This window comes from Stenotrophomonas sp. 115C5, assembly GCF_056861055.1.
In genome coordinates, this window is sequence record NZ_JBSPUQ010000003.1 from 196,952 (window position 1) to 217,890 (window position 20,939).

Consider the following 20,939-nt stretch of genomic DNA (forward strand, 5'->3'; position numbering starts at 1 on the left):
ATGTACTACAGCAGTGGCAACTACGAAGCCTTCGCGCGCCCGCGCAAGCCGGCCGGTGTCGAGGGCAAGCGGGCCTGGTTCGTGGGTTCAGGCCTGGCCTCGCTGGCCGGCGCCGCGTTCCTGGTGCGCGATGGCCGCATGGCCGGTGAACGCATCACCATCCTTGAACAGCAGCAGATTGCCGGCGGCGCGCTGGATGGCCTGAAGGTGCCGGAAAAGGGTTTCGTGATCCGTGGTGGCCGCGAGATGGAGAACCATTTCGAGTGCCTGTGGGACCTGTTCCGCTCGATCCCCTCGCTGGAGATCGATGACGCCAGCGTGCTGGACGAGTTCTACTGGTTGAACAAGGACGACCCGAACTATTCATTGCAGCGCGCCACCATCAATCGCGGCGAGGATGCGCACACCGACGGCCTGTTCACGCTGACCGAGCAGGCGCAGAAGGACATCATCGCGCTGTTCCTGGCCACCCGGCAGGAGATGGAGAACAAGCGCATCAACGAAGTGCTGGGCCGTGATTTCCTGGACAGCAATTTCTGGCTGTACTGGCGCACCATGTTCGCATTCGAGGAGTGGCATTCGGCGCTGGAGATGAAGCTGTACCTGCACCGCTTCATCCACCACATCGGCGGGCTGCCGGACTTCTCCGCACTGAAGTTCACCAAGTACAACCAGTATGAATCGTTGGTGCTGCCGCTGGTGAAGTGGCTGCAGGACCATGGCGTGGTGTTCCAGTACGGCACCGAAGTGACCGACGTCGACTTCGATCTGCAGCCGGGCCGCAAGCAGGCCACGCGCATCCACTGGATGCGTGATGGAGTAGCCGGTGGCGTGGATCTGGGCGCGGACGATCTTCTGTTCATGACCATCGGCTCGCTGACTGAGAACTCGGACAACGGCGACCACCACACTGCGGCACGCCTGAACGAAGGCCCCGCGCCGGCCTGGGACCTGTGGCGGCGCATTGCCGCGAAGGATGCAGCGTTCGGGCGTCCGGACGTGTTCGGCGCGCACATTCCGGAAACCAAGTGGGAATCGGCGACGGTGACCACGCTGGATGCGCGCATTCCGGCCTACATCCAGAAGATCGCCAAGCGCGATCCCTTCAGCGGCAAGGTGGTGACCGGCGGCATCGTCAGCGTGCGCGACTCGCGCTGGCTGATGAGCTGGACGGTGAACCGGCAGCCACATTTCAAGAACCAGCCCAAGGACCAGATCGTGGTCTGGGTGTATTCGCTGTTTGTGGATACGCCCGGCGACTACGTGAACAAGCCGATGCAGGACTGCACCGGCGAGGAGATCACCCGCGAGTGGCTGTACCACCTGGGCGTGCCGGTGGACGAGATCGACGAGCTGGCCGCGACCGGTGCGAAGACGGTACCGGTGATGATGCCGTACATCACCGCGTTCTTCATGCCGCGCCAGGCCGGTGATCGCCCTGACGTGGTGCCGGAAGGTGCGGTGAACTTCGCCTTCATCGGCCAGTTCGCCGAATCGAAGCAGCGCGACTGCATTTTCACCACCGAGTATTCGGTGCGTACGCCGATGGAAGCGGTGTACACGTTGCTGGATATCGAACGCGGCGTGCCTGAGGTGTTCAATTCCACCTACGACGTGCGCTCGCTGCTGGCCGCCACCGGTCGTCTGCGCGATGGCAAGGAACTGGATATTCCCGGGCCTGCGTTCCTGCGCAACCTGCTGATGAAAAAGCTGGACAAGACCCAGATCGGTGGGCTGCTGCGCGAGTTCAAGCTGGTGCAGGACGACTGAGCGGGGTGTGGGTAGCGCCGGGCATGGCCCGGCACTACCGGGAATCAGCAGCCGACCAGGCGGTCTGCGCCGATCCCGTTGCGATGCTGGCTGCGGTATTCGGTCGGGCTGGCGTCCGCCTGGCTGCGGAAATGGCGGCGGAAGGATTCCTGCGAACCAAAGCCGGCCTGCTCGGCGATCCACTGCAGCGGTCGGTCGGTGGTTTCCAGCAGCTCACGCGCGAAGGCCACGCGCTCGCGGATCAGCCAGTCGATCGGCGACAGGCCGGTGGCTTCCAGGAACTGCCGCTGCAGGGTGCGCTGGCTGAGTGCAGCCTGCTCGGCGAGACTGCCAAGGGAATGTGGCTCGCGCAGGTTGCGGCGCATCCATTCCATCAGCTTTGCCAAGCGCGTGGGCTCGCCATTGGGAATGGCCCGGCTGACGCGCTGGCTGCGTTCGGCATCGCGCCACGGTGCCAGCACCAGCCGTTCGGCCACCAGGTTGGCTACCCGTGCGCCGTAATCCTTGCGCACCATGTGCAGCATCATGTCCATGCCGGTGGCCGAGCCGGCCGAGGTGATGATGCTGCCGGTGTCCACGTACAGCACATCCTCGCGTACGTCGATGCGCGGGAAGTCGCGCGCCAGCGCTTCGGTGAGGCGCCAGTGGGTGGTGGCCTGGCGGCCATCGAGCAGCCCGGCCCAGGCCAGCACGAATGCACCGGAGCAGATCGAGGCGATGCGCGCGCCACGTGCGTGGGCACGGATGAGTGCATCGAGCAATGCCTGTGGCGGGCGTTCGCTGGGTTCGCGCCAACCGGGGATGACGATGATGTCGGCGTCATCAACAGTGCTCAGATCGTAGGGAAGCTGCACCTGCGTTCCGCCGAGCATGCGCAGTGCACCCGGTTCGCCTGCGCACAACTGGGTGCGGTACCAGGCCACGCCGAGTTCCGGCCGCACCGGCGCGAACAAGCCTACCGCGCAGCCGAATTCGAACAGCCCCTGGCCGTGGCAGGCGACGATGGCAACGAGCGGCGCGGCGGGATCGGCGGGTGGGCTGGGCATGGCTTGATGCTACGGGTGCAGATGCATGGCGCTGAGTGGTGCGCGGGCATGAGGTGATGCTCGCGGGGCATGTAGAGCCGAGCCATGCTCGGCTCAATGCTGGCAGAAGGAGATGTACTTGATGCCGTCACGAAGAGCAGCCGAGCGTGGGCTCGGCTCTACAGAATGCAGGGCACCGGTGCTGCGGCCTAACGTCATTACCAGCGGTCATGTGGGTGGCCGGATATGACGGTTGGGTGACGTGATCCCGCCTGTCGCGCCAGGTGAACAGGGCCTTGAATGGAAGCGTGTTTCCGGCCCACCCCCACGAGCCCCCATGCCTGCCGCCCACGCCCCTGTCCTGAGCACTCTCGCTGTTCTGATCACAGCTATCCTCGCCGCGTCGCCCACCCATGCGGCGGAAGCCGATGCCGATCCTGCCGCCACCGCCGCGACAGCCAACGTGGCAGCGTCCACGCTGGATGCGGTGGTAGTGACCGGTTCGCGCACCAGCACGCGCACGGTGAAGAACAGCTCCACGCCCATCGATGTGATCTCCGCCGAGGACCTTGCCGCTACCGGGCAGGGCAACCTGCTGGAAGCGTTGCAGCGTGCGCTGCCGTCGCTGAGCCAGATCGGTGGCTACCAGAGCGACCAGGAAAGCCTGATCCGTGGCTACCAGCTGCGCAACCTGTCGCCGGGCTACACGCTGGTGCTGGTGAACGGCAAGCGTCGCAATGCCAGCGCCTATGTGAGCGGTGCCAACGGCGGCGGCTTCCCCGGCCATGCCTGGGCCGATCTGGCGCTGATTCCGGTCTCGGCCATCGACCATGTGGAAGTGCTGCGCGATGGTGCATCGGCCATCTACGGCTCGGATGCGATCACCGGCGTGGTCAACGTGATCCTGAAGTCGCAGGCCCACGGTGGTGAATTTGCCGTGGAGAGCGGGCAGAGCATCGATGGCGATGGCTCGCGCACCAGCGTGCGTGCCAACGTGGGCCTGCCGTGGGGCGCCGATGGCTTCGTCAACCTGTCCGGCGAGACCACCCGCCAGCATCATGCGATCCGCACCCGCCGCTACATCGATGGCTACCTGAGCTACCCGGCGGTGGATGGCAGCGGCAATCTGGTGGCGTTGCGGCCGAACAATCGATTGCCAGCGAGTGCTGCGCCGAACCCGGCTGAGGCCAACCGCGATGCGGAGGCCAACACCATCCTCAGCTCGCCGTCGTACGCGTTGAAGGCCTTCGCGGTGAACGTGGGCCATGGCCTGGGCGAAAGCGCGCAGTTCTACGCCAATGCCACCGCCAGCGACCGCACCGCGCAGGCGATCCAGAACTTCCGCCTGCCGGCGACCATCTTCACCACCTACAAGGCCCCCGGCGTGCTGAGTGTGTTCCCGGATGGCTTCCTGCCGGTGCTGGAAACCAAGGAGAAGCAGTACACCGGCACCGCGGGCGTGAAAGGCCAGATCGCGGGCTGGGACTACGACGCCAGCCTGACCGGCAACCGCAGCACGGTGCGCACCTACACCCGTAACTCGGTGAACTACTCGCTGCCGTATCCCGGCTCGCCCACGGACTTCTACGACGGCAAGCTGGACTACCAGCAGGGCATCGCCAACCTGGACCTGCGCCGTGGCTTCGAGGTGGCCGCGTTCGCCTCGCCGCTGGAAGTGAGCGCGGGCGCCGAGTACCAGCACGAAAAGTACGAACGCGGGGCCGGGCAGTGGGAGTCGTATACCGGCTTTGGTGCTGCGGCCTTCGTCGGCTATTCCACTGCGGACGCGGTGAAGGCTACCCGCAACAGCAAGGCGGTCTATGTGGGCGCGGCCACCAACGTCACCTCGCGCTGGTACCTGGATGCGGCCGCGCGCTGGGAAGACCATTCCGACTTCGGCAGTGTCTCCACGGGCCGCCTGACCACGCGCTTCGACTTCACCGATGCGCTGGGTGTGCGGGCCACGGTCAGCAACGGCTTCCATGCGCCCAGCCTGGGTGCGCAGTTCTACCAGGCCACTGGCAGCTGCCCGTGCGGCACCACGCTGGTGGCACAGGTGTCGTCGCCGGCGGCGATCGCACTGGGTGCCACGCCGCTGAAGCCTGAGAAAGCCACCAATTACAGCCTCGGCGTGACCTGGGACCCGAGCCCGGCCTTCCACTTGGCCGTGGATGCGTACCAGATCGATATCCGTGGCCAGCTAGGGCAGTCCAGCCAGATCGGCTACAACGCACAGGATCCGGCGCGCGTTACCGACAACAGCGGTACGGTGCTGAGCGCGGCGCAGAAGAACACCATCGATGCGCTGCTGGGTTCGGCCGGCATCAGCATCCTGCCGGGTGATGCGTTCTACGCGAGCTACTTCACCAACGTGGGCAACACCCGCACACGCGGTGTCGAGCTGACCCTGGAGGCGAACCAGGAAACCACGTGGGGCAAGCTGCGCTGGAGCTACGCGGCCAACGTGGGGCGCACCACCATCCAGAAGGTCAGCGACATTCCGGCGGCGCTGCAGGGGCTGCCGAACATCAACCTGCTGACCAAGAGCAGCGAGTACGCGCTGCGCTTCCGCACGCCGAGCTACACGCAGGTGGCCGGGCTGGGCTGGCAGAACGGGCGCTGGCGTTCGAATGTCGACTTTACGTACTACGGCCCGATCAAGCGCCTGAACAACGGCGTGGAGTACAAGCAGCCGCCGGTGCTGGTGACCAATCTCTCCGGAGCAGTGGAACTGGGCGCAGGCTGGAGTGCGGCACTGGGCATCAACAACGTGTTCGACAAGCGCACCCGCAAGGTGCCGGAGTACGCGCGCAGTGCCACCGATGTGGCCAGCATCGAAACGACCTGGGACAACGGCGATGTGCTGGGCAACGTTGGGGCGTACTGGTATGGGCGGGTCAATTACCGGTTTTGAGGTTCAGGCCAAAGGCAGCCGAGCATGGCTCGGCTCTACATGGGAGCGTTTCATGTCTTCTGCATTGAAGGTGGTTGCAGTGGTGGGGTCGCCGACCAGTTCGGCGACGTCGCGCACGTTGCTGCTGGTGCGGCACCTGCTGGAGTCGTTGCAGCAGCGGGTGCACGCCAGTGTGGATCTGGTGGAGCTGGCGCCGATCGCGCGTTCGCTGGGGCAGTCGTTGTCGCGCGATGAAGCGGAGCCTGCCGTGGAGCAGGCGCTGCAGACGATCGAGTCGGCCGAGCTGCTGGTGGTGGCCGCGCCGGTCTATCGGGGATCGTATCCGGGGCTGTTCAAGCACCTGGTCGACTTCATCGGGCTGGAAGCGCTGGTGGATACGCCGGTATTGCTGGCAGCGACCGGCGGCAGCGAGCGCCATGCGCTGGTGATCGACCACCAGTTGCGGCCGTTGTTCAGTTTCCTGCAGGCGCACACGCTGCCGATCGGGGTGTATGCCACGCCTGCTGACTTCGATGGCGAGCACATCAACAGTGCCGCCTTGCAGGCGCGGATCGCGCTGGCGACCGAGCGTGCGGCCGGCCATCTGGCTACTCAGGCGCTGGCGGTCGCGGCGCCGCTGCGACGCATCGCCTGACGGCATAACCGGCGGCGCTTTGCTTATGGCCAAGGCGCATCTGCGTGGCCGGATCTGACCGCCGATTGTCGTCTGGCATCGCCGTGCCGACGGCCGTCATCTCTAGCATCGATATCGAAGCAGCATCGCATTGCCGCCCCCCCGATGAGGACAACCCCGTGAGTCTGGACGCAACCGACAAGCCCATCCTGTTCCTGCTCGACCGTGAGTTCGAGGACGGACAGATTCCCGGCCAGCGCTTCTTCTGCCGGCACAGCCTGCTGCTGGAAGGGGCGCTGTCGAGCATCGATGGCCTGGACGCGCAGCTGGACGTGCGCCGCATCGGCTTCGCGCGGCCGCGCCGCGATGTGATCGCCGAGATCGGCGAGCAGGACCAGTCGCTGCCCAAGCTGGTGCTGCCGCAGGGCGTGCACAGCGAGCTGGCCAGTGGCGCGCACCAGGATCGCCAGTACATCTCCGGTGCCGAGCCGATCCTGGCCGCGCTGAACGGGTTGCTGGGCATTCCCGTGGCCCACCCCTGAGCGAGGACGCGACCATGAGCTATCAGATCAGCGTACTGGACAAGAGCCCGTTGGCCGAAGGCGCCTCGCCGGAGCAGGCGCTGCGCAACAGCCTGCAGTTGGCCCAGCGCGCCGAACAGCTGGGTTATCACCGTTACTGGTTTGCCGAGCACCACGCAGCTCCGACCTTGGCCAGCCCTGCGCCGGAAGTGCTGGCGGCCTGGGTGCTGGCACAGACCCGGCGCATCCGCATCGGCAGTGGTGGAGTGATGCTGCGCCACTACGCACCGTACAAGGTGGCGGAGAACTTCAACCTGCTGGCGGCACTGGCGCCGGGGCGTGTTGACCTGGGCGTGGGCAAGGCCCCCGGTGGCCTGCCGGCCTCTACGGCTGCATTGGCAGCGGGGCGACCGGCGTTTGCCGATTTCGACCAGCAGCTGCGCGACCTGGACGGCTACCTTTCCAGTACCGAAACCGAGGCGCAAGCGCGCCCGATCCCGCAGCAGGCGCCGGAGCGTTTCCTGCTCGGTGCCAGCCCGCAGAGTGCGCAGCAGGCGGCCGAGCTGGGCTGGCGCTTCGTCTACGCCGCGCACTTTGATGGCGACCCGAAGCACATCGAGGCGGCGTTCGACGCCTACCGCAGCGTCTCCTCGCAGCCACCGCTGCTGGCCACGGTAGCCTTCGCCGCGCCGACTGCCGAAGCAGCAGCGCGTCATATCGGTGCGCTACGCGTCTACAAGCTGCACCTTGGTCCCGGGCAGGCGGTGAACCTGCCCAGCCCCGAGGCGGCTGCCGAGTACGCACGCCAGGTAGGCGTGGCCGACTTCCGCATCGAGGAAACGCGCCCCAGCGTGCTGTCCGGTGATGCGCAGCACGTGCGTGATGAACTGGATGCGCTGCATCGGCGCTTCGGCGTGGGCGAATTCGTCCTCGACGCGCCGGTGGCCGACCTCGACGCACGCCTGACTTCCCTTGAGCTGCTGTCGCCCGCGCCACGCGCGGCGGTGGCCTGACCTGCAGGAGCGATTCCCATGAGCACCACCCCGCGCCACATTCCGTTCGGCATCATGCTGCAGGGCCCCGGCAGCCACATGCATGCCTGGAAGCATCCATCCAATCCGGCCGATGCCAGCGTCAACCTGCAGTTCTACATTGACATCGCGCGCACCGCCGAGGACAACGGCATCGCCTTCGGCTTCGTGGCCGATGGCCTGTACATCAACGAGAAGTCGATCCCGCACTTCCTCAACCGCTTCGAGCCGATCTCGCTGCTGTCGGCGCTGGCCACGGCAACGAAGAAGATCGGCCTGGCCGGCACGCTGTCGACCTCCTACAGCGACCCGTTCACCGTGGCCCGCCAGTTCGCCTCGCTGGATCTGCTCAGCGGCGGCCGTGCCGGTTGGAATGTGGTGACGTCGCCGTTGGAAGGTTCGGGCCGCAACTACGGCCGGCCACACCCGGAGCACGCGCTGCGCTACCAGATCGCCGATGAGTACCTGGATGTCGTGCAGGGGCTGTGGGATTCGTGGGACGACGACGCCTTCGTGCGTGAGCGCGACAGCGGCACCTTCTTCGCACCGGAGAAATTCCGCCGCCTCGACCACAAGGGCCGCTTCTTCCAGGTGGAAGGCCCGCTCAACATCCAGCGTTCGCCACAGGGCCAGCCGGTGATCTTCCAGGCGGGTTCGTCTGATGATGGCATCGCACTGGCCGGCAAGTACGCCGACGCGGTGTTCACCCATTCGCCGTCGCTGGAAGAAACCCGCGCGTTCACCCAGAAGGTGAAGAACTCGGCGATTGCGCACGGCCGCAGCGGCAATGACGTGAAGATCTTCCCGGGCATCGGCCCCATCGTCGGCCGCACCGCCGAGGACGCCGAAGCCAAGTACCAGGCGATTGCCGCACTGGCCACGCTGGAAGATGCGCTGGCCTACCTCGGGCGCTTCTTCGATCACCACGATTTCAGCCAGTACGACCCGGATGCACCGTTCCCGGAGCTGGGTGACATCGGCAGCAATTCGTTCCGTTCCACCACCGACCGCATCAAGCAGGATGCGCGTGAGAAGGGCCTGAGCCTGCGCCAGGTGGCACTTGAAGCGGTGAGCCCACGGCCGAACTTCATCGGCACACCGGAGCATGTGGCCGATGAGCTGATCCGCTGGTTCGATGCCGGAGCCAGCGATGGCTTCATCCTTGGTTTCGCCGCACAGCGCGAAGGCCTGGACGATTTCGTGACCCAGGTGCTGCCGATCCTGCAGGCGCGCGGCTACCACCAGCGCGAGCTGGAAGGACAGACCCTGCGCGAGCATCTGGGCCTGCCGTACAAGGCCAGCCGCTATTCGACCGACGCCGAACCGGCGCGGAAGGTGGGGTAAGGCGATGAGCGGAGAAACTGCGGCAGCACCGGGCCACGTCCGGCAGACTTCCCCAACAACCGGCGTGCTGCCGGAAATTGCAGCACGCGCCGAGGCCGCCATCGCGATCCGCCACGATCTGCACCGGCACCCGGAGTTGGCCTTCGAGGAGCATCGCACCAGTGCACGTGTGGCCGAGCTGCTGCAGCAGTGGGGTTATGAGGTGACCACCGGGCTCGGCGGCACCGGCGTGGTCGGCATGCTGCAGCGCGGGCAGGGCAGCCGTCGCCTCGGCCTGCGCGCCGACATCGACGCACTGCCGATCCATGAGGACTCCGGCCTGGCCTATGCCAGCCAGACCGAGGGCCTGATGCATGCCTGCGGCCACGATGGCCACACCGCCATCCTGCTGTCCGCCGCGCATTACCTGGCCCACCACGGAAGGATTGACGGCACCCTGCAGCTGGTGTTCCAGCCCGCCGAGGAAACCGGCTCGGGTGCCTCGAAGATGATCGCCGACGGCCTGTTCGAGCGCTTCCAGGTGGATGCGATCTATGGGCTGCACAACTGGCCGGGCGTGCCGGTGGGCCATTTCGGCTTCGTCGATGGCCCAGCAATGGCCTCCGTAGACTGGGCGCGGCTGAAGGTGATCGGCAAGGGCGGGCATGGGGCTGAACCACAAGGGAGTGTCGACCCGATCCTGGTGGCGGCGCACATCATCACCGCGCTGCAGAGCGTGGTGTCGCGCAATGTCGATCCACGGCAGATGGGTGTGGTCACCGTCGGTTCGATCCACGGCGGGCAGGCCGCCAATGTGATTCCAGACGTGGTTGAGCTGAAGCTGACCGTGCGCGCCTACCTGCCGGAAGTGCGCGACACCCTGCGGCGCCGGGTCACCGAGATTGCCGAACATACCGCCGCCGCGTTCGGTGCGCGCGCCGAGATCGAGTTCCCGCGCGGCTTCCCCAGCGTGATCAATCACCCGCAGCAGACCGCCTACATCCGCGAGGTGGCGGTGCAGGGCTTCGGTGCCGAACAGGTCGTTCCCGAGTTTGCGCCGCGCACGGCCAGCGAGGATTTCGCCTTCCTGCTGCAGGCGCGTCCCGGCAGCTTCGTGTTCGTCGGCAACGGCGACAGCGCGCCGCTGCACAGCCCGCGCTACGTGTTCAACGATGCGGCCATCGCACCCGCCGCCAGCCTGTGGGCGCGGCTGGCCGAAGACTATCTGGTGAAGGATGCGACATGAGCAGCGACGAACGCTTCCTCTATACCTCGGTGGATGATCCGCTGGCGCGGCCCCTGTTCGACGGTCTTGAACAGGAGTACGACAGCCGCTACGCCGACGTGCGTCGACGCATCGGTGGCAGCGCTCGCGAGGAGCTGCAGCGCTACCCGGCGCAGGCCTTTGCTGCCCCGGTAGGTGCCTTCGTGCTGCTGCTGCGCGACGGTGTGGCGATTTCAGGTGGTGCCTTCATGCCGCACCGCGATCCGGATACCGCCGAGTTCAAGCGCATCTGGACGCTGCCCGGACTGCGTCGCCAGGGCATTGCGCGGCGCGTGCTGCAGGAGCTGGAAGACCAGGCGGCACGGCAAGGGTACCGACGAGTGTTCCTGACCACCGGCTTCCGTCAGCCTGAAGCCGTTGGCCTGTACCTCAGTCATGGCTACACCGCGTTGTTCGATCTGGAGGCCGACCCGGAAACGGTTGCGCATCTGCCGTTCGAGAAGCACCTGCGGGCGACGACGCCTGTCGTTACCCCTGCACAGGCACTGCTGCACGGAGCCCACGCATGAGCACACCGTCGACCGCGCTGGAGGGCATCGCCGCTCGTCCGGCGCCCGGACAGGCACTGAAGATCGTGCCGGCCCGGCATCCGCTGCAGGTCTTCGGCACGGTGCTGGCACTGGCGCTGATCCTGATCGGGCTGCAGTCCGTGCTGGGCAATCCGCGCTGGGGTTGGGGCACCTTCGCCGAGTGGTTCTTCGCACGCCCGGTGCTGGAAGGCCTGGGTCGCACGCTGCTGCTGACCGCGCTTGGCACCGGCCTCGGTTTCGCGCTGGGTACGCTGCTCGCGCTGGCACGCGTCTCCGGCTCGCCGCTGCTGTCGGCGGTGTCGTGGGGCTATGTGTGGCTGTTCCGTTCGATCCCGTTGCTGGTGCTGTTGTTGCTGCTGAACAACCTGGGCTACCTGTACAGCACCATCGAACTGGGCGTGCCGTTCACCGGAATCAGCCTGTTCTCGTATCCGACCACACAGCTGATCGGTGTGTTCACCGCCGCGGTGCTGGGCCTGACCCTGAACCAGGCAGCGTTCTCGGCCGAGGTGATCCGCGGTGGCATCCTCTCGGTCGACCACGGACAGTACGAAGCGGCCGCTGCGCTTGGCCTGCCGCGTAGCCGCCAGGTGCGCCGCATCATCCTGCCCCAGGCGATGCGCTCGATCCTGCCGGCCGCCTTCAACGATGTGATTGGCCTGGCCAAGAGCACTTCGGTGGTCTACGTGCTGGCGCTGCCGGAGCTGTTCTACACCGTGCAGGTGATCTACCGCCGCAATCTGGAGGTGGTGCCGCTGCTGATGGTGGCCACGGTCTGGTACCTGGTAATCCTGACCGTGTTATCGCTGCTGCAGCGGCGCGTGGAACAACGCTTCGCGCGCGGCCAGCTGCAGCGTGAGCGCTCGGTGTCGCGCGTGTCATCGCCGGAGCGCGCGCAGAGCGATGCCGCACCGCGCGTGGCCAACCGCCCGCGCATCGCCACTCAGGTGGAAGCGGGCGAGGGTGCGGCGGTGTCGCTGCATGGTGTGGGCAAGGTGTTCGGCGATCAGCCGGTGCTGGAAGACGTGAACCTGGATCTGCGCGCCGGCGGCGTGACGGTGCTGATCGGACCGTCCGGCGCCGGGAAATCCACGCTGCTGCGGTTGATCAACCACCTGGAACGTGCCGACAGCGGCTACGTGACTGTCGGCGGCCAGCTGATCGGCTACCGCCGCGAGGGTGACACCTTGTACGAACTGCCCGAGCGCGAGATCCGCCGCCGTCGTGCGGAAGTGGGCATGGTGTTCCAGGGCTTCAACCTGTTCCCGCATCTGACCGCGTTGGAGAACATCATCGAGGCACCGATCGCGGTACGTGGTGTATCGCGCGCGCAGGCCGAGCAGCAGGCGCGCACACTGCTGGAGCGGGTCGGCCTGGCCGACAAGGCCGATGCCTTCCCGCGCCAGCTGTCCGGTGGCCAGCAGCAGCGCATCGCGATCGCCCGCGCACTGGCGCTGCAACCGAAGGTGCTGCTGTTCGATGAACCGACCTCGGCACTGGACCCGGAACTGGTGGCCGAGGTGCTCAGTGTGATTGAGGAGCTGGCCAGTTCCGGCACCACGCTGGTGATCGTCACCCATGAACTGAGCTTCGCCCGCCGTGTGGCCGACCACGTGGTGATGATGGACCAGGGGCGGGTGATCGAGCAGGGCACGCCCGAGGCCCTGTTCGAGCGCCCGCGCCAGCAACGCACGGCCGATTTCCTGGCCAAGACCCTGTAGCCCCGGAAGGAACACCATGAGCCCTGCAGCACCGCGTCGCCCCTCGCGCAGCACCCTGTTGATCGTGGGCGTGCTGGTCATCGGCATCGCCGGTATCGTCTATTCGCGCGTACGCCAGGCACCGGATGCCGGCGCCGTGGCCGCGACCAGCCTGGCCGGTGCGAACACAGCCGTGCTGAAGGGCACGTTTGACCCGAAGGCGCAGGCGTTGATCCCGGCCGACTATCGCTTCGTCACCCCCGGCACGTTCACCGTGGCCACTCATCCGGGGCAGCTGCCGCTGGCCGACTATGGTGCCGACAGCAAGGACGTGGTCGGCATCGAGCCGGACATCGCGCGGCTGATCGCCGATGGGTTGGGCCTGAAGCTGGTGATCGTACCGGTGGCCTGGTCCGATTGGCCGCTGGGGCTGGAATCGGGCAAGTACGATGCGGTGCTGTCCAATGTGACGGTCACCGAGGAGCGCAAGAAGAAATTCGATTTCTCCAGCTATCGTTACGACCTGCTGGGCATCTACACGCGCACTGATGGGCCGATACAGAAAATCGAGAAGCCCGCCGACGTTGCCGGCCTGAAGGTGGTGGTGGGTGCCAGCACCAACCAGGACCAGATCCTGCGTCAGTGGGATCAGCAGAACATCGCCGCGGGCCTGAAGCCGGTGGAGTACCAGTACTTCGACGACGCGGTGGTCGGTCGCTTGGCGGTGATCACCGGCCGCGCCGATGTCTCGTTCGAGCCCAATGCCACCGGCGCTTATTCGGCACGCGATGGCAAGGTGCGGCGCGTGGGCCTGTTCCCTGGCGGCTGGCCGAATGCCGCGGCGATTTCGGTGACCACGCGCAAGGGCAGCGGCCTGGCCGACGCGGTGACGCAGGCGCTGAATACCCAGATCGGCAGCGGCACCTATGCGCAGGCGCTGAAGCGATGGAATGTGGCCGAGGAAGCGGTGCCGCAGTCGCAGACCAATCCGCCGGGGTTGCCGACGCTGTGACGCTGCGCATGACCCGGCGCTACCTCCGTCTTTGTAGAGCCGAGCCATGGCGTGGATCTAATCGCGGAGTCTGCCTTTTGTAGAGCCGAGCCATGCTCGGCTGCGGTTCGCGCGATGCGCGATGAGTCGAGCATGGCTCGACTCTACCAACGCGCCTCCAGTGTCCGGAACGGCTTCGACAACCGCACACCCTCGGCATCGAAGTCGGAAACGCTACGCCCATCCACACGCACGGTCTTCGGCATGGTGCGCGCCGGCCACCAGACCTTCACCATCGTCCCGCCGCGCAGCCCCTCACCAAGCGCCACCGTCAGCACGCCGTCGCGCTGCCGCGCCTGCATCTGCAACGTGCCATACGCTGTCGGCAACCGCTCCACCGCCAATCCATCGCCTGCCACCCACGAGGGCGGCGTGCCCGGCAGCAGTGAGAGGGCGTCATCGTCTTCGCGCATCAGCATGCCGAACAGCGTGCGGCCGTACTCGGCACCAATCCAGGTATGCGGCATGTCGCCCAGGTAACGCGGAAAACGCAGGCGTGAGTGCACGACCTCAGCCAGAACCTGCCACTCAAGCGGGCGCCGATCATGCAGCAGTCCCTGCAGCAGCTCATCGGCCACCTGCGGCTGGCCCAGGTGCACATAGCTCAGCACGTTGCGGATTTCGTACGGCGTGTAGGCGTACAGCGCACCAGGCTGGCTGCGCTTGCGCACGTCCTCCAGATAACGCGCGAAAGTGGTCCGCAGCGCCTCAGCGGGCAGCACGCTCTGTGCGCCGGTCGGGTCCAGTGCGATCGAAACGCCGGTGGGATCGCCATCGCCCAGGTCGGCCGAGGAGGGAATGAAGTCGATGCCCTTCCACGCCATCGTCGCCCGGATCGAGGCATGCAGCGCGTCGTAAAGCAGTTTGTACTGTTCCCGTGCCCACATCGCAGTCTCGTGGTCGCCCAGTGCCTCGGCCAGCCACGCGCCGTCGTGCCACCCTTTGAGGCCCCAATAGTCGTCCCAGTAGCTGTGGGTGGGAGACGGATAACCCTCATGGCTGATCGACGGCGCAAGAATGCCCGCGAAGCGCTCCGGCGCTGGCTGGTCGGCCTTGTAGCCGGGCGCCAGCGTGCGTTCGCGCAGTTCCTGCAGGAAGCGCAGCGCTGCCTTCACTTTCGGCAGATAGGCACGTACCGATTCGGGTCCGCCATCGAGGCGCGCGACATCGGCCACCAGCGCCACGTACTGGCCCTGGCTGTCGTACTCGATATCCGAACCGAAACCGGTGTTGACGCTGCCATCGTCGTTGAGGATCGGCGAGACCAGGCCGTTGGCATGCACGCCGTGTTCGCTGTACCAGCCCAGGTAGTCGCGCGCGACCTTGGCCTCGCCCATGCGCAGCAGCACCGCCGAGGTGGCCATGCCGTCGCGGATGAAGGAGCGGTTGTAGTTGCGCGGGCCGGGCTGCATCGCCGGGCCGGTCTGGTTGATCAGCATGTAGGCGGCCTGCGCACGCAGCATGTCGACCAGTGAGGGATCGGGCAGGCGCAGGCCGACCTGGCCCAGCCGTGCCTGCCAGTCCGCGGACGCCTGCGTGGCCAGGGAATCGAACGCCGCATTGGCATCGCGGGGCAGCGTGGCTAGATCGAGCGCAGGCGCTTCGGGCAGTGCGCCCTTGGTATCGGCGGCGGTAGTACCCAGCGGGAACGCGACCACGATGGCATCGCTGGCCCCCGGTGCCAGTGATACGCGGTAGTTCAACGCAGCCGAGGCAAGACCCTCGTCGTCGCGCGCCTGTTGCGTGGAGGGCAGCTGGCCGGCAGCGAGGGTCGCGGTGATTTCCGTTGCGCCATCCTTGCCGAACGGCGCCGCGCCGGACGCAGCCACCGGCGTGAGCGACTGCAGCAGCGTGCGTCCATTGATGCGCACCGCCTGCCCATCGATGGTCACATCGCGGATCGGTGACAGCCCGCCGTTCTGCCACGGCGGATTCATCTGCATCGGGCGCACGACCAGGCTGAGCGTGCCTTCGATCCTGGCGCTGCCCGTGTTGTGCAGGCGATGCCGCAAGAACGTTACCGGCTGGCCGTCGCGCTCGATGGCGAATACCTCGCTGCGCAGCTCCAGGCCGGGCTGCGGTGACCAGGTGGCGGAGGGCATCGGCTTCCAGCCATCCCGCAACGCGTGCTGTATCGGCTGTCCTGCCGCGCCAGCGGCACGCCCGTCAGCGCCACGCCAGATCGGCTGCACCAGCGGCGCGCCCTTGAAGGCTTCCAGATTGCCGTATTCGTCGAAGATCGATTTCTGTCGTCCTGCGTGCACACCGACGGCGGTCCAGTAGGTCTGCTGCATCTGCAGCGATGCCGGGAACAACGCGCGCTGAGCGCCGCTGGCGGTGATCTGGTATCGCTTCATCGGCGTCATTACCGCCTTTGGCCCGAGCAGGCGCAGTCGCGCGACCTGCGGTGCGGGGCCGTCCACGCTCAGCCGGAACGCACGCAGGGGTTTTGCCGTGTCAGCAGCCAGCCAGCTTTGCCGATGGCTGGCCGCCTGCGCATCGTGTGCGAGGTCCTGCCATCGGCCCTGAGCATCCTGAGCCTGCAATCGCGCAGGACCGCGGCTGCCATCGGCCCAGTCGACCACCAGGCCGGCCGTGGATTGAGCCTGCGGCAGCGTGATCTCGAGCGCATGGGATCCACCTTTTCCGGCCGGAACCGCAACGGTGCCGCCGCCATGCCAGAGCGCGGCTGCCTGTGTCGCATCGACATCGGCGATGCGTGCGCTGAGCGTGCTGTCCAGCGGCTCCATCTCGAAGATCGACACGCCCCAATCGGAGGTGCGGTGCGGGCTGGCCAGCCGCAGGTAGCGCGCCTGCCGCGGCGCGAAGTAAAGCGTTTCGACGTCGCCCAGCGAATCGGCCATGGTGTACGCGGTCTGCCACTGCTGGCCGTCCAGCGAGGTCTGCAGCGAATAGCCTTCCGGGTTGGAGACATCCCAGGTGAGGCGTACGCCGGCCATCATCGCGGGGGCCCCCAGATCGATCTGGAACCAATGGCCGGGGCTGAAGGCGCCGCCGGTGACGGTCTTCGGGTCGCCGTCGATCAGGTGGCTGATCGCCATCGCGGGTACCTGCTGCGAGGAACTGCTGGCCTGCCATTGGCTGCGCGGGGGGAGGGTCTGTGCCTGTGCGCTGGAGGCCAGGGCGGCCAACAGCAGGGCAGCGGCAGGGCGCAACGGGAAAAGCGGTGTGGAGACCTTGGAGCGTTCGGCGCGCAACGTCATTACGGACAGCCTCGCAGGTTCGACCGGAATCGGGCGAGCGCTACGCTAGCAAGGTATGTAATCGGTTACATGACGCGCTGCAGCGTCGCAGGCCGCTTCTGTGGTTGACGCAGCCGAGCATGGCTCGGCTCTACATGGTCTCCGGCAGGTCAAGCGCACCGCACGCTACAGCTCCACCGTCTCCCACCAGCGCGTACCCGCCTGCGGCGCCTGCATGTCCAGCGCTTCGCCCATCATCGGCGTGGCCACCGGCACGTTCTTCGCGGCCGCCAATGCGGTGATGCGCTCGAACGGCTGCTGCCATGCGTGCAGGGCCAGGTCGAAGGTGCCGTTGTGGATCGGCAGCAGCCACTTGCCGCGCAGGTCCAGATGCGCCTGCAGCGTCTGTTCCGGTTGCATGTGCACGAACGCCCAGCGCGGATCGTAGGCGCCGGTCTCGATCATGGTCAGGTCGAATGGGCCGTACTTCTCGCCGATGGCCTTGAAGCCGTCGAAGTAGCCGGTGTCGCCGCTGAAGAAGATGCGGAAGTCGCCGTCCTGGATCACCCACGACGCCCACAGGCTGCGATCACTGTCGCCCAGGCCGCGGCCGGAGAAATGCTGGCCCGGGGTGGCGGTCAGGCGCAGGCCGCTGGCCTCGGTCGATTGCCACCAGTCCAGCTGTTCGACCTTGCTGGCGTCCACACCCCAGGCAATCAGCTGGTCGCCGACGCCGAGCGGGGCGATGAAGCGTGCGGTCTTGCCGGCCAGTTGCATCACGGCGGCATGATCCAGGTGGTCGTAGTGGTTGTGCGAGAGGATCACGCCGGCAATCGGCGGCAGTTCGTCGATGCTGATCGGCGGTGCATGGAAGCGTGCCGGGCCCATCCACTGCACCGGCGAGGCGCGCTCGGAGAACACCGGATCGGTGAGCCAGTACTGGCCGCGCAGCTTCAGCAGGATCGTGGAGTGACCGATCCGGAACAGGCTGCGGTCCGGCGCGGCGTCGAGGGTGGCACGGTCCAGCGGCAGCACCGGAATCGGGTGCGCGGGCACGGTGCCCTTGGGTTTGTTGAAGAGGAACGTCCACCAGATCTCCGCACCGTCGCGCAGGCCCATCGCCGGACGGGGCAGGGCATTGCGGAACTTGCCGTCGCGGTACTGCGGCGAATCGGGGAAGTCGGGGAGGGACCAGGACTTGCAGAAGGTGTAGGCGGTCACGGCGAGGATTCCAAGCAAAAGGACAAGGAGCAGGCGCTTCATGGGTGACGTCCGCTGGGTACACTGCACAGTGTAGTTTCGTGTTTTTGAAAAGTACACTGTCGGGTGTAAAATGTGGGCATCCGTTCAGTTATCCGGTTTCCGCCATGCCCCGTGCCCCGCAACGCCTGACCGACCGTAAACGCGACGCCATCGTGCGCGCAGCGGTGGAGGAGTTCCGTGCTTCGGGCTACGAGGCCACCAGCATGGACCGGATCGCCGAGGCGGCCGGGGTCTCCAAGCGCACCGTCTACAACCACTTCCCAAGCAAGGAAGCGTTGTTCTCGATGATCCTGGAGGAGCTGTGGGAACGCAGCGTGGCCAGCGACGCGTTGCCGTACCGCGCCGACCAGCCGCTGCAGGCGCAGCTGCTGCAGTTGCTCGGCCAGAAGCTGGAACTGCTCAGCGATGCCAACTTCATTGACCTGGCGCGGGTGGCGATGGCCGAGATCATTCATTCGCCGGAGCGCGCGCAGGCCATCGTCTGCCGCATGGGCGAAAAGGAAAGCGGCGAGAGTGCCTGGATCCGCGCGGCCATCGCCGATGGCCGGTTACGCGAGGTTGATCCGGAGTTCGCCGGCCACCAGCTGCACGGGCTGGTGAAGAGCTTCGCGTTCTGGCCACAGGTGACGATGGGGCAGGCACCGTTGAACGCACAGGAACGTGCACGCGTGGCCGAATCGGCGGTGGCGATGTTCCTGGGTTTCTACGCGGTCTAGCTGGCAGCGAAGCGGCGGAACTCGTCGGCCGGCAGCGCCGCCGAGTACAGATAGCCCTGGCCGACATCCACACCCAGTGCGCGCAGTTGCTGTTCCTGCGCCAGGGTCTCGGTACCTTCGGCCACCACGATGGCGCCGCAGCGGTGCGCGACTTCAACGATGAAGCGCACGATCGACTGCGATTTGGCGTCGGACAATGTAGCGATCAGGGCCTGCTCGATCTTGACCTCGGCGATGGCCAGCTGCGAGAGCAGGATCAGGGTTGAATAGCCGGCACCGAAATCATCCAGCGACAACGTGACCTCCGCCGCCAGCAGCTGTGCGATGTTGGCATCGACTACGTCGCGCTCGACGATCTCGGTCCATTCGACGATCTCCAGGCGCAGCATCACGCCGGGCACATCGTGCAGTGCCAGCAGTTCCTGCAGGCGCAGGCCGAAGCCGGGCAGGCGCAGTGACTCGGCCGAAACATTCACGGCGATTTTCAGCTGCGTGCCATCGCGTCGGCACTGCTGCAGGAAGTGGGTGGCCGACTGCAGCGTGGCCCATTCCAGTTCAGCCAGCCGCCCCTGCCGGCGCAGCAGCGAGATCACCCGCATCGGCGCGATCAGCCGACCCTCGCCGTCGCGCATGCGCAGCAGTGCTTCGGCGCCGACCAGTTGGCGATCCTGCAGGCGATGCTTGGGCTGGTAGCACAGCGGGGCGTCGCCCTGCTGCAGCCAGCGATCAAGGGCGACTTCAATCAGGGCGTCGATCTCGCTGTCGCGCTGGATCGGGTCGTCGAAGAACACGACGCCGGATTCGATCGCACTCAGCGCCACGGTGATTGCCCGGAAGGGCAGGTGGCCATCGTCTGCCGCGGCCGGTGGCTTCAGTTCGACTACCGCGCAGCGGAACAGCGGCCGGAAGCCGGGCCAATCGCGGCCGACCCGATCGGCCAGGTTGCTGGCCAGCTCGGTGATCTGCGGCTGCGTGCGCAGTTCGGACAAGGTCAGGTCGCGCACCAGGATCGCCAGCGCGGCATCGCCGAACTGGTAGATCTCCAGCTGGCCGGCCGGCAGCGAGGGCAGCAGCCGATGCACCTCTTCGGTGCTGTCGCGCTGCCACAGGCCGTTGTCCTGCAGCGGACCGTAGCGCAGGCGCAGGTCGCGCAGGTTGCCCATCTCGGCCACGATCAGGCAGGCCTTGCCGATGCCGTCGTTGTCGCGCCAGTAATGCTGCAGGCGTTCGCCGAGCGCACGCATGTTGGGCAGGCCACTGATCGGATCGATGCGCAGCCAGGCGTGTTCGCGCTGGCGCTGTGCATCGATCTGCGCATCGTTGTAGACCAGTGCGAACACTGCGCCCAGCATCAGCAGTGACAGCGGCAGTGCCAGCAGGCGCTGGATTGCCAACTCCTCCACGGGCAGCTGATGGGCGCCGATGATTGCGACGCCCAGTGCCAGGCCCAACGCAGTGACGACGATACGCACGCCCCAGGCCTGCAGGATCATGCGCAGCGAGAGTTCATTGAGCATGCGCGGGTGCAGGCGCCTGCGCAGCCAGACGCCGGCCAGCATCTGCAGCGTGGCCTCAAGGCCGGCCGGCAGGAAATACTGGGTGCCGGCGAACTGGTAGCGGGCCAGCAGGCTGGCACCCAGGCAGGCCAGGCCGCCGCGCCAGCCGCCGAGCAGTCCGCTGACCACCAGGATGTCGAAACCCAGGTGGAGCTTGACCACGCCCTGGGTATAGCGGGCCACGAACCAGGCGTTGAACAGGTAGATCAGGCCCAGCGCTACGCCCACGTACAGCCGGCGGCCTTCAATGGCGTGGCCGGCGCGACGGGTGGCGATCAGCAGCACGCCGATCATGCCGATCACTGCCGTGGCCTGCAGCAGGTACAGCGGCAGGCTGGGCAGGGCGCTGTCCAGGACCTGGGCCGAGACCCGTGAAAGCGCATCCATAGCAGGTTCCCGCCTGTGACCGACGGCCAGTGACCCGCAGCGTAGTCGCAG

The 20,939-nt window shown here is 66.5% G+C and carries 15 protein-coding genes; 11 read left to right on the forward strand and 4 right to left on the reverse strand.

All coding sequences use genetic code 11. The features are described from left to right. Nucleotides 1-1,770, forward strand: coding sequence for an oleate hydratase (locus AC13FN_RS06120; protein ID WP_482984841.1), 1,770 nt, complete (start codon nucleotides 1-3; stop codon nucleotides 1,768-1,770). 44 nt (nucleotides 1,771-1,814) lie between these two features. On the opposite strand, the gene ftrA is transcribed toward AC13FN_RS06120, so the two are convergent. After that, nucleotides 1,815-2,816, reverse strand: coding sequence for a transcriptional regulator FtrA (gene ftrA / locus AC13FN_RS06125; protein ID WP_217015688.1), 1,002 nt, complete (start codon nucleotides 2,814-2,816; stop codon nucleotides 1,815-1,817). 316 nt (nucleotides 2,817-3,132) lie between these two features. Between ftrA and AC13FN_RS06130 the strand changes: the two genes are divergently transcribed. The 9 genes from AC13FN_RS06130 to AC13FN_RS06170 all read left to right on the forward strand — a co-directional run bounded on the left by AC13FN_RS06130 (nucleotide 3,133) and on the right by AC13FN_RS06170 (nucleotide 13,724). Continuing rightward, nucleotides 3,133-5,709 (forward strand): TonB-dependent receptor plug domain-containing protein, encoded by a 2,577-nt coding sequence (locus tag AC13FN_RS06130; protein WP_482984840.1) that lies wholly within the window; start codon nucleotides 3,133-3,135, stop codon nucleotides 5,707-5,709. Nucleotides 5,710-5,761: 52 nt separating this feature from the next. After that, nucleotides 5,762-6,343 (forward strand): FMN reductase, encoded by a 582-nt coding sequence (gene msuE, locus AC13FN_RS06135; protein WP_482984839.1) that lies wholly within the window; start codon nucleotides 5,762-5,764, stop codon nucleotides 6,341-6,343. A gap of 158 nt (nucleotides 6,344-6,501) precedes the next feature. Next, on the forward strand, nucleotides 6,502-6,864 hold the full coding sequence (locus AC13FN_RS06140) for a DUF3088 family protein (protein ID WP_482984838.1): 363 nt from the start codon (nucleotides 6,502-6,504) through the stop codon (nucleotides 6,862-6,864). 14 nt (nucleotides 6,865-6,878) lie between these two features. Next, nucleotides 6,879-7,856 carry an MsnO8 family LLM class oxidoreductase gene (locus tag AC13FN_RS06145; protein ID WP_312391456.1) on the forward strand — a complete coding sequence of 326 codons (978 nt, stop codon included), beginning with the start codon at nucleotides 6,879-6,881 and terminating at the stop codon, nucleotides 7,854-7,856. A gap of 18 nt (nucleotides 7,857-7,874) precedes the next feature. After that, a complete protein-coding gene (locus AC13FN_RS06150) occupies nucleotides 7,875-9,218 on the forward strand; it encodes an LLM class flavin-dependent oxidoreductase (RefSeq protein WP_329922395.1) in 1,344 nt (447 codons plus the stop codon). A 4-nt stretch (nucleotides 9,219-9,222) separates the two neighbouring features. Then, complete coding sequence (locus AC13FN_RS06155) at nucleotides 9,223-10,443, forward strand: M20 aminoacylase family protein (protein ID WP_482984837.1); 1,221 nt, start codon at nucleotides 9,223-9,225, stop codon at nucleotides 10,441-10,443. After that, complete coding sequence (locus tag AC13FN_RS06160; protein ID WP_159360058.1) at nucleotides 10,440-10,991, forward strand: GNAT family N-acetyltransferase; 552 nt, start codon at nucleotides 10,440-10,442, stop codon at nucleotides 10,989-10,991. Before AC13FN_RS06155 ends, AC13FN_RS06160 begins: the two co-directional genes overlap by 4 nt. Further along, the gene (locus tag AC13FN_RS06165) at nucleotides 10,988-12,733 is read left to right on the forward strand and encodes an amino acid ABC transporter permease/ATP-binding protein (protein ID WP_482984836.1); all 1,746 of its coding nucleotides are present in this window, start codon (nucleotides 10,988-10,990) and stop codon (nucleotides 12,731-12,733) included. The genes AC13FN_RS06160 and AC13FN_RS06165 overlap by 4 nt, the downstream gene beginning before the upstream one ends. A gap of 16 nt (nucleotides 12,734-12,749) precedes the next feature. Beyond that, the gene (locus AC13FN_RS06170; RefSeq protein ID WP_482984835.1) at nucleotides 12,750-13,724 is read left to right on the forward strand and encodes an ABC transporter substrate-binding protein; all 975 of its coding nucleotides are present in this window, start codon (nucleotides 12,750-12,752) and stop codon (nucleotides 13,722-13,724) included. Nucleotides 13,725-13,867: 143 nt separating this feature from the next. On the opposite strand, the gene AC13FN_RS06175 is transcribed toward AC13FN_RS06170, so the two are convergent. Together AC13FN_RS06175 and AC13FN_RS06180 are read right to left on the reverse strand one after the other, a co-directional pair. Continuing rightward, complete coding sequence (locus tag AC13FN_RS06175) at nucleotides 13,868-16,987, reverse strand: galactose-binding domain-containing protein (protein ID WP_482984834.1); 3,120 nt, start codon at nucleotides 16,985-16,987, stop codon at nucleotides 13,868-13,870. Between the two features lie 165 nt (nucleotides 16,988-17,152). Beyond that, the gene (locus AC13FN_RS06180) at nucleotides 17,153-18,229 is read right to left on the reverse strand and encodes an MBL fold metallo-hydrolase (protein WP_482984833.1); all 1,077 of its coding nucleotides are present in this window, start codon (nucleotides 18,227-18,229) and stop codon (nucleotides 17,153-17,155) included. A gap of 104 nt (nucleotides 18,230-18,333) precedes the next feature. Between AC13FN_RS06180 and AC13FN_RS06185 the strand changes: the two genes are divergently transcribed. Further along, nucleotides 18,334-18,945: a TetR/AcrR family transcriptional regulator gene (locus AC13FN_RS06185; protein WP_049449635.1), complete on the forward strand. Its 612-nt coding sequence runs from the start codon at nucleotides 18,334-18,336 to the stop codon at nucleotides 18,943-18,945. On the opposite strand, the gene AC13FN_RS06190 is transcribed toward AC13FN_RS06185, so the two are convergent. Further along, nucleotides 18,942-20,888, reverse strand: coding sequence for an EAL domain-containing protein (locus AC13FN_RS06190; protein WP_482984832.1), 1,947 nt, complete (start codon nucleotides 20,886-20,888; stop codon nucleotides 18,942-18,944). The genes AC13FN_RS06185 and AC13FN_RS06190 overlap by 4 nt on opposite strands. Between the last annotated feature and the right edge of the window lie 51 nt (nucleotides 20,889-20,939).

Coding starts and splice junctions, on each gene's coding strand:
- AC13FN_RS06180 (WP_482984833.1), bottom strand. CDS start 18,229: ATGAAGCGCCTGCTCCTTGTCCTTTTGCTTGGAATCCTCGCCGTGACC.
- AC13FN_RS06145 (WP_312391456.1), top strand. CDS start 6,879: ATGAGCTATCAGATCAGCGTACTGGACAAGAGCCCGTTGGCCGAAGGC.
- ftrA (WP_217015688.1), bottom strand. CDS start 2,816: ATGCCCAGCCCACCCGCCGATCCCGCCGCGCCGCTCGTTGCCATCGTC.
- AC13FN_RS06160 (WP_159360058.1), top strand. CDS start 10,440: ATGAGCAGCGACGAACGCTTCCTCTATACCTCGGTGGATGATCCGCTG.
- AC13FN_RS06175 (WP_482984834.1), bottom strand. CDS start 16,987: ATGACGTTGCGCGCCGAACGCTCCAAGGTCTCCACACCGCTTTTCCCG.
- AC13FN_RS06170 (WP_482984835.1), top strand. CDS start 12,750: ATGAGCCCTGCAGCACCGCGTCGCCCCTCGCGCAGCACCCTGTTGATC.
- AC13FN_RS06165 (WP_482984836.1), top strand. CDS start 10,988: ATGAGCACACCGTCGACCGCGCTGGAGGGCATCGCCGCTCGTCCGGCG.
- AC13FN_RS06120 (WP_482984841.1), top strand. CDS start 1: ATGTACTACAGCAGTGGCAACTACGAAGCCTTCGCGCGCCCGCGCAAG.
- AC13FN_RS06155 (WP_482984837.1), top strand. CDS start 9,223: ATGAGCGGAGAAACTGCGGCAGCACCGGGCCACGTCCGGCAGACTTCC.
- AC13FN_RS06190 (WP_482984832.1), bottom strand. CDS start 20,888: ATGGATGCGCTTTCACGGGTCTCGGCCCAGGTCCTGGACAGCGCCCTG.
- AC13FN_RS06185 (WP_049449635.1), top strand. CDS start 18,334: ATGCCCCGTGCCCCGCAACGCCTGACCGACCGTAAACGCGACGCCATC.
- AC13FN_RS06130 (WP_482984840.1), top strand. CDS start 3,133: ATGCCTGCCGCCCACGCCCCTGTCCTGAGCACTCTCGCTGTTCTGATC.
- msuE (WP_482984839.1), top strand. CDS start 5,762: ATGTCTTCTGCATTGAAGGTGGTTGCAGTGGTGGGGTCGCCGACCAGT.
- AC13FN_RS06150 (WP_329922395.1), top strand. CDS start 7,875: ATGAGCACCACCCCGCGCCACATTCCGTTCGGCATCATGCTGCAGGGC.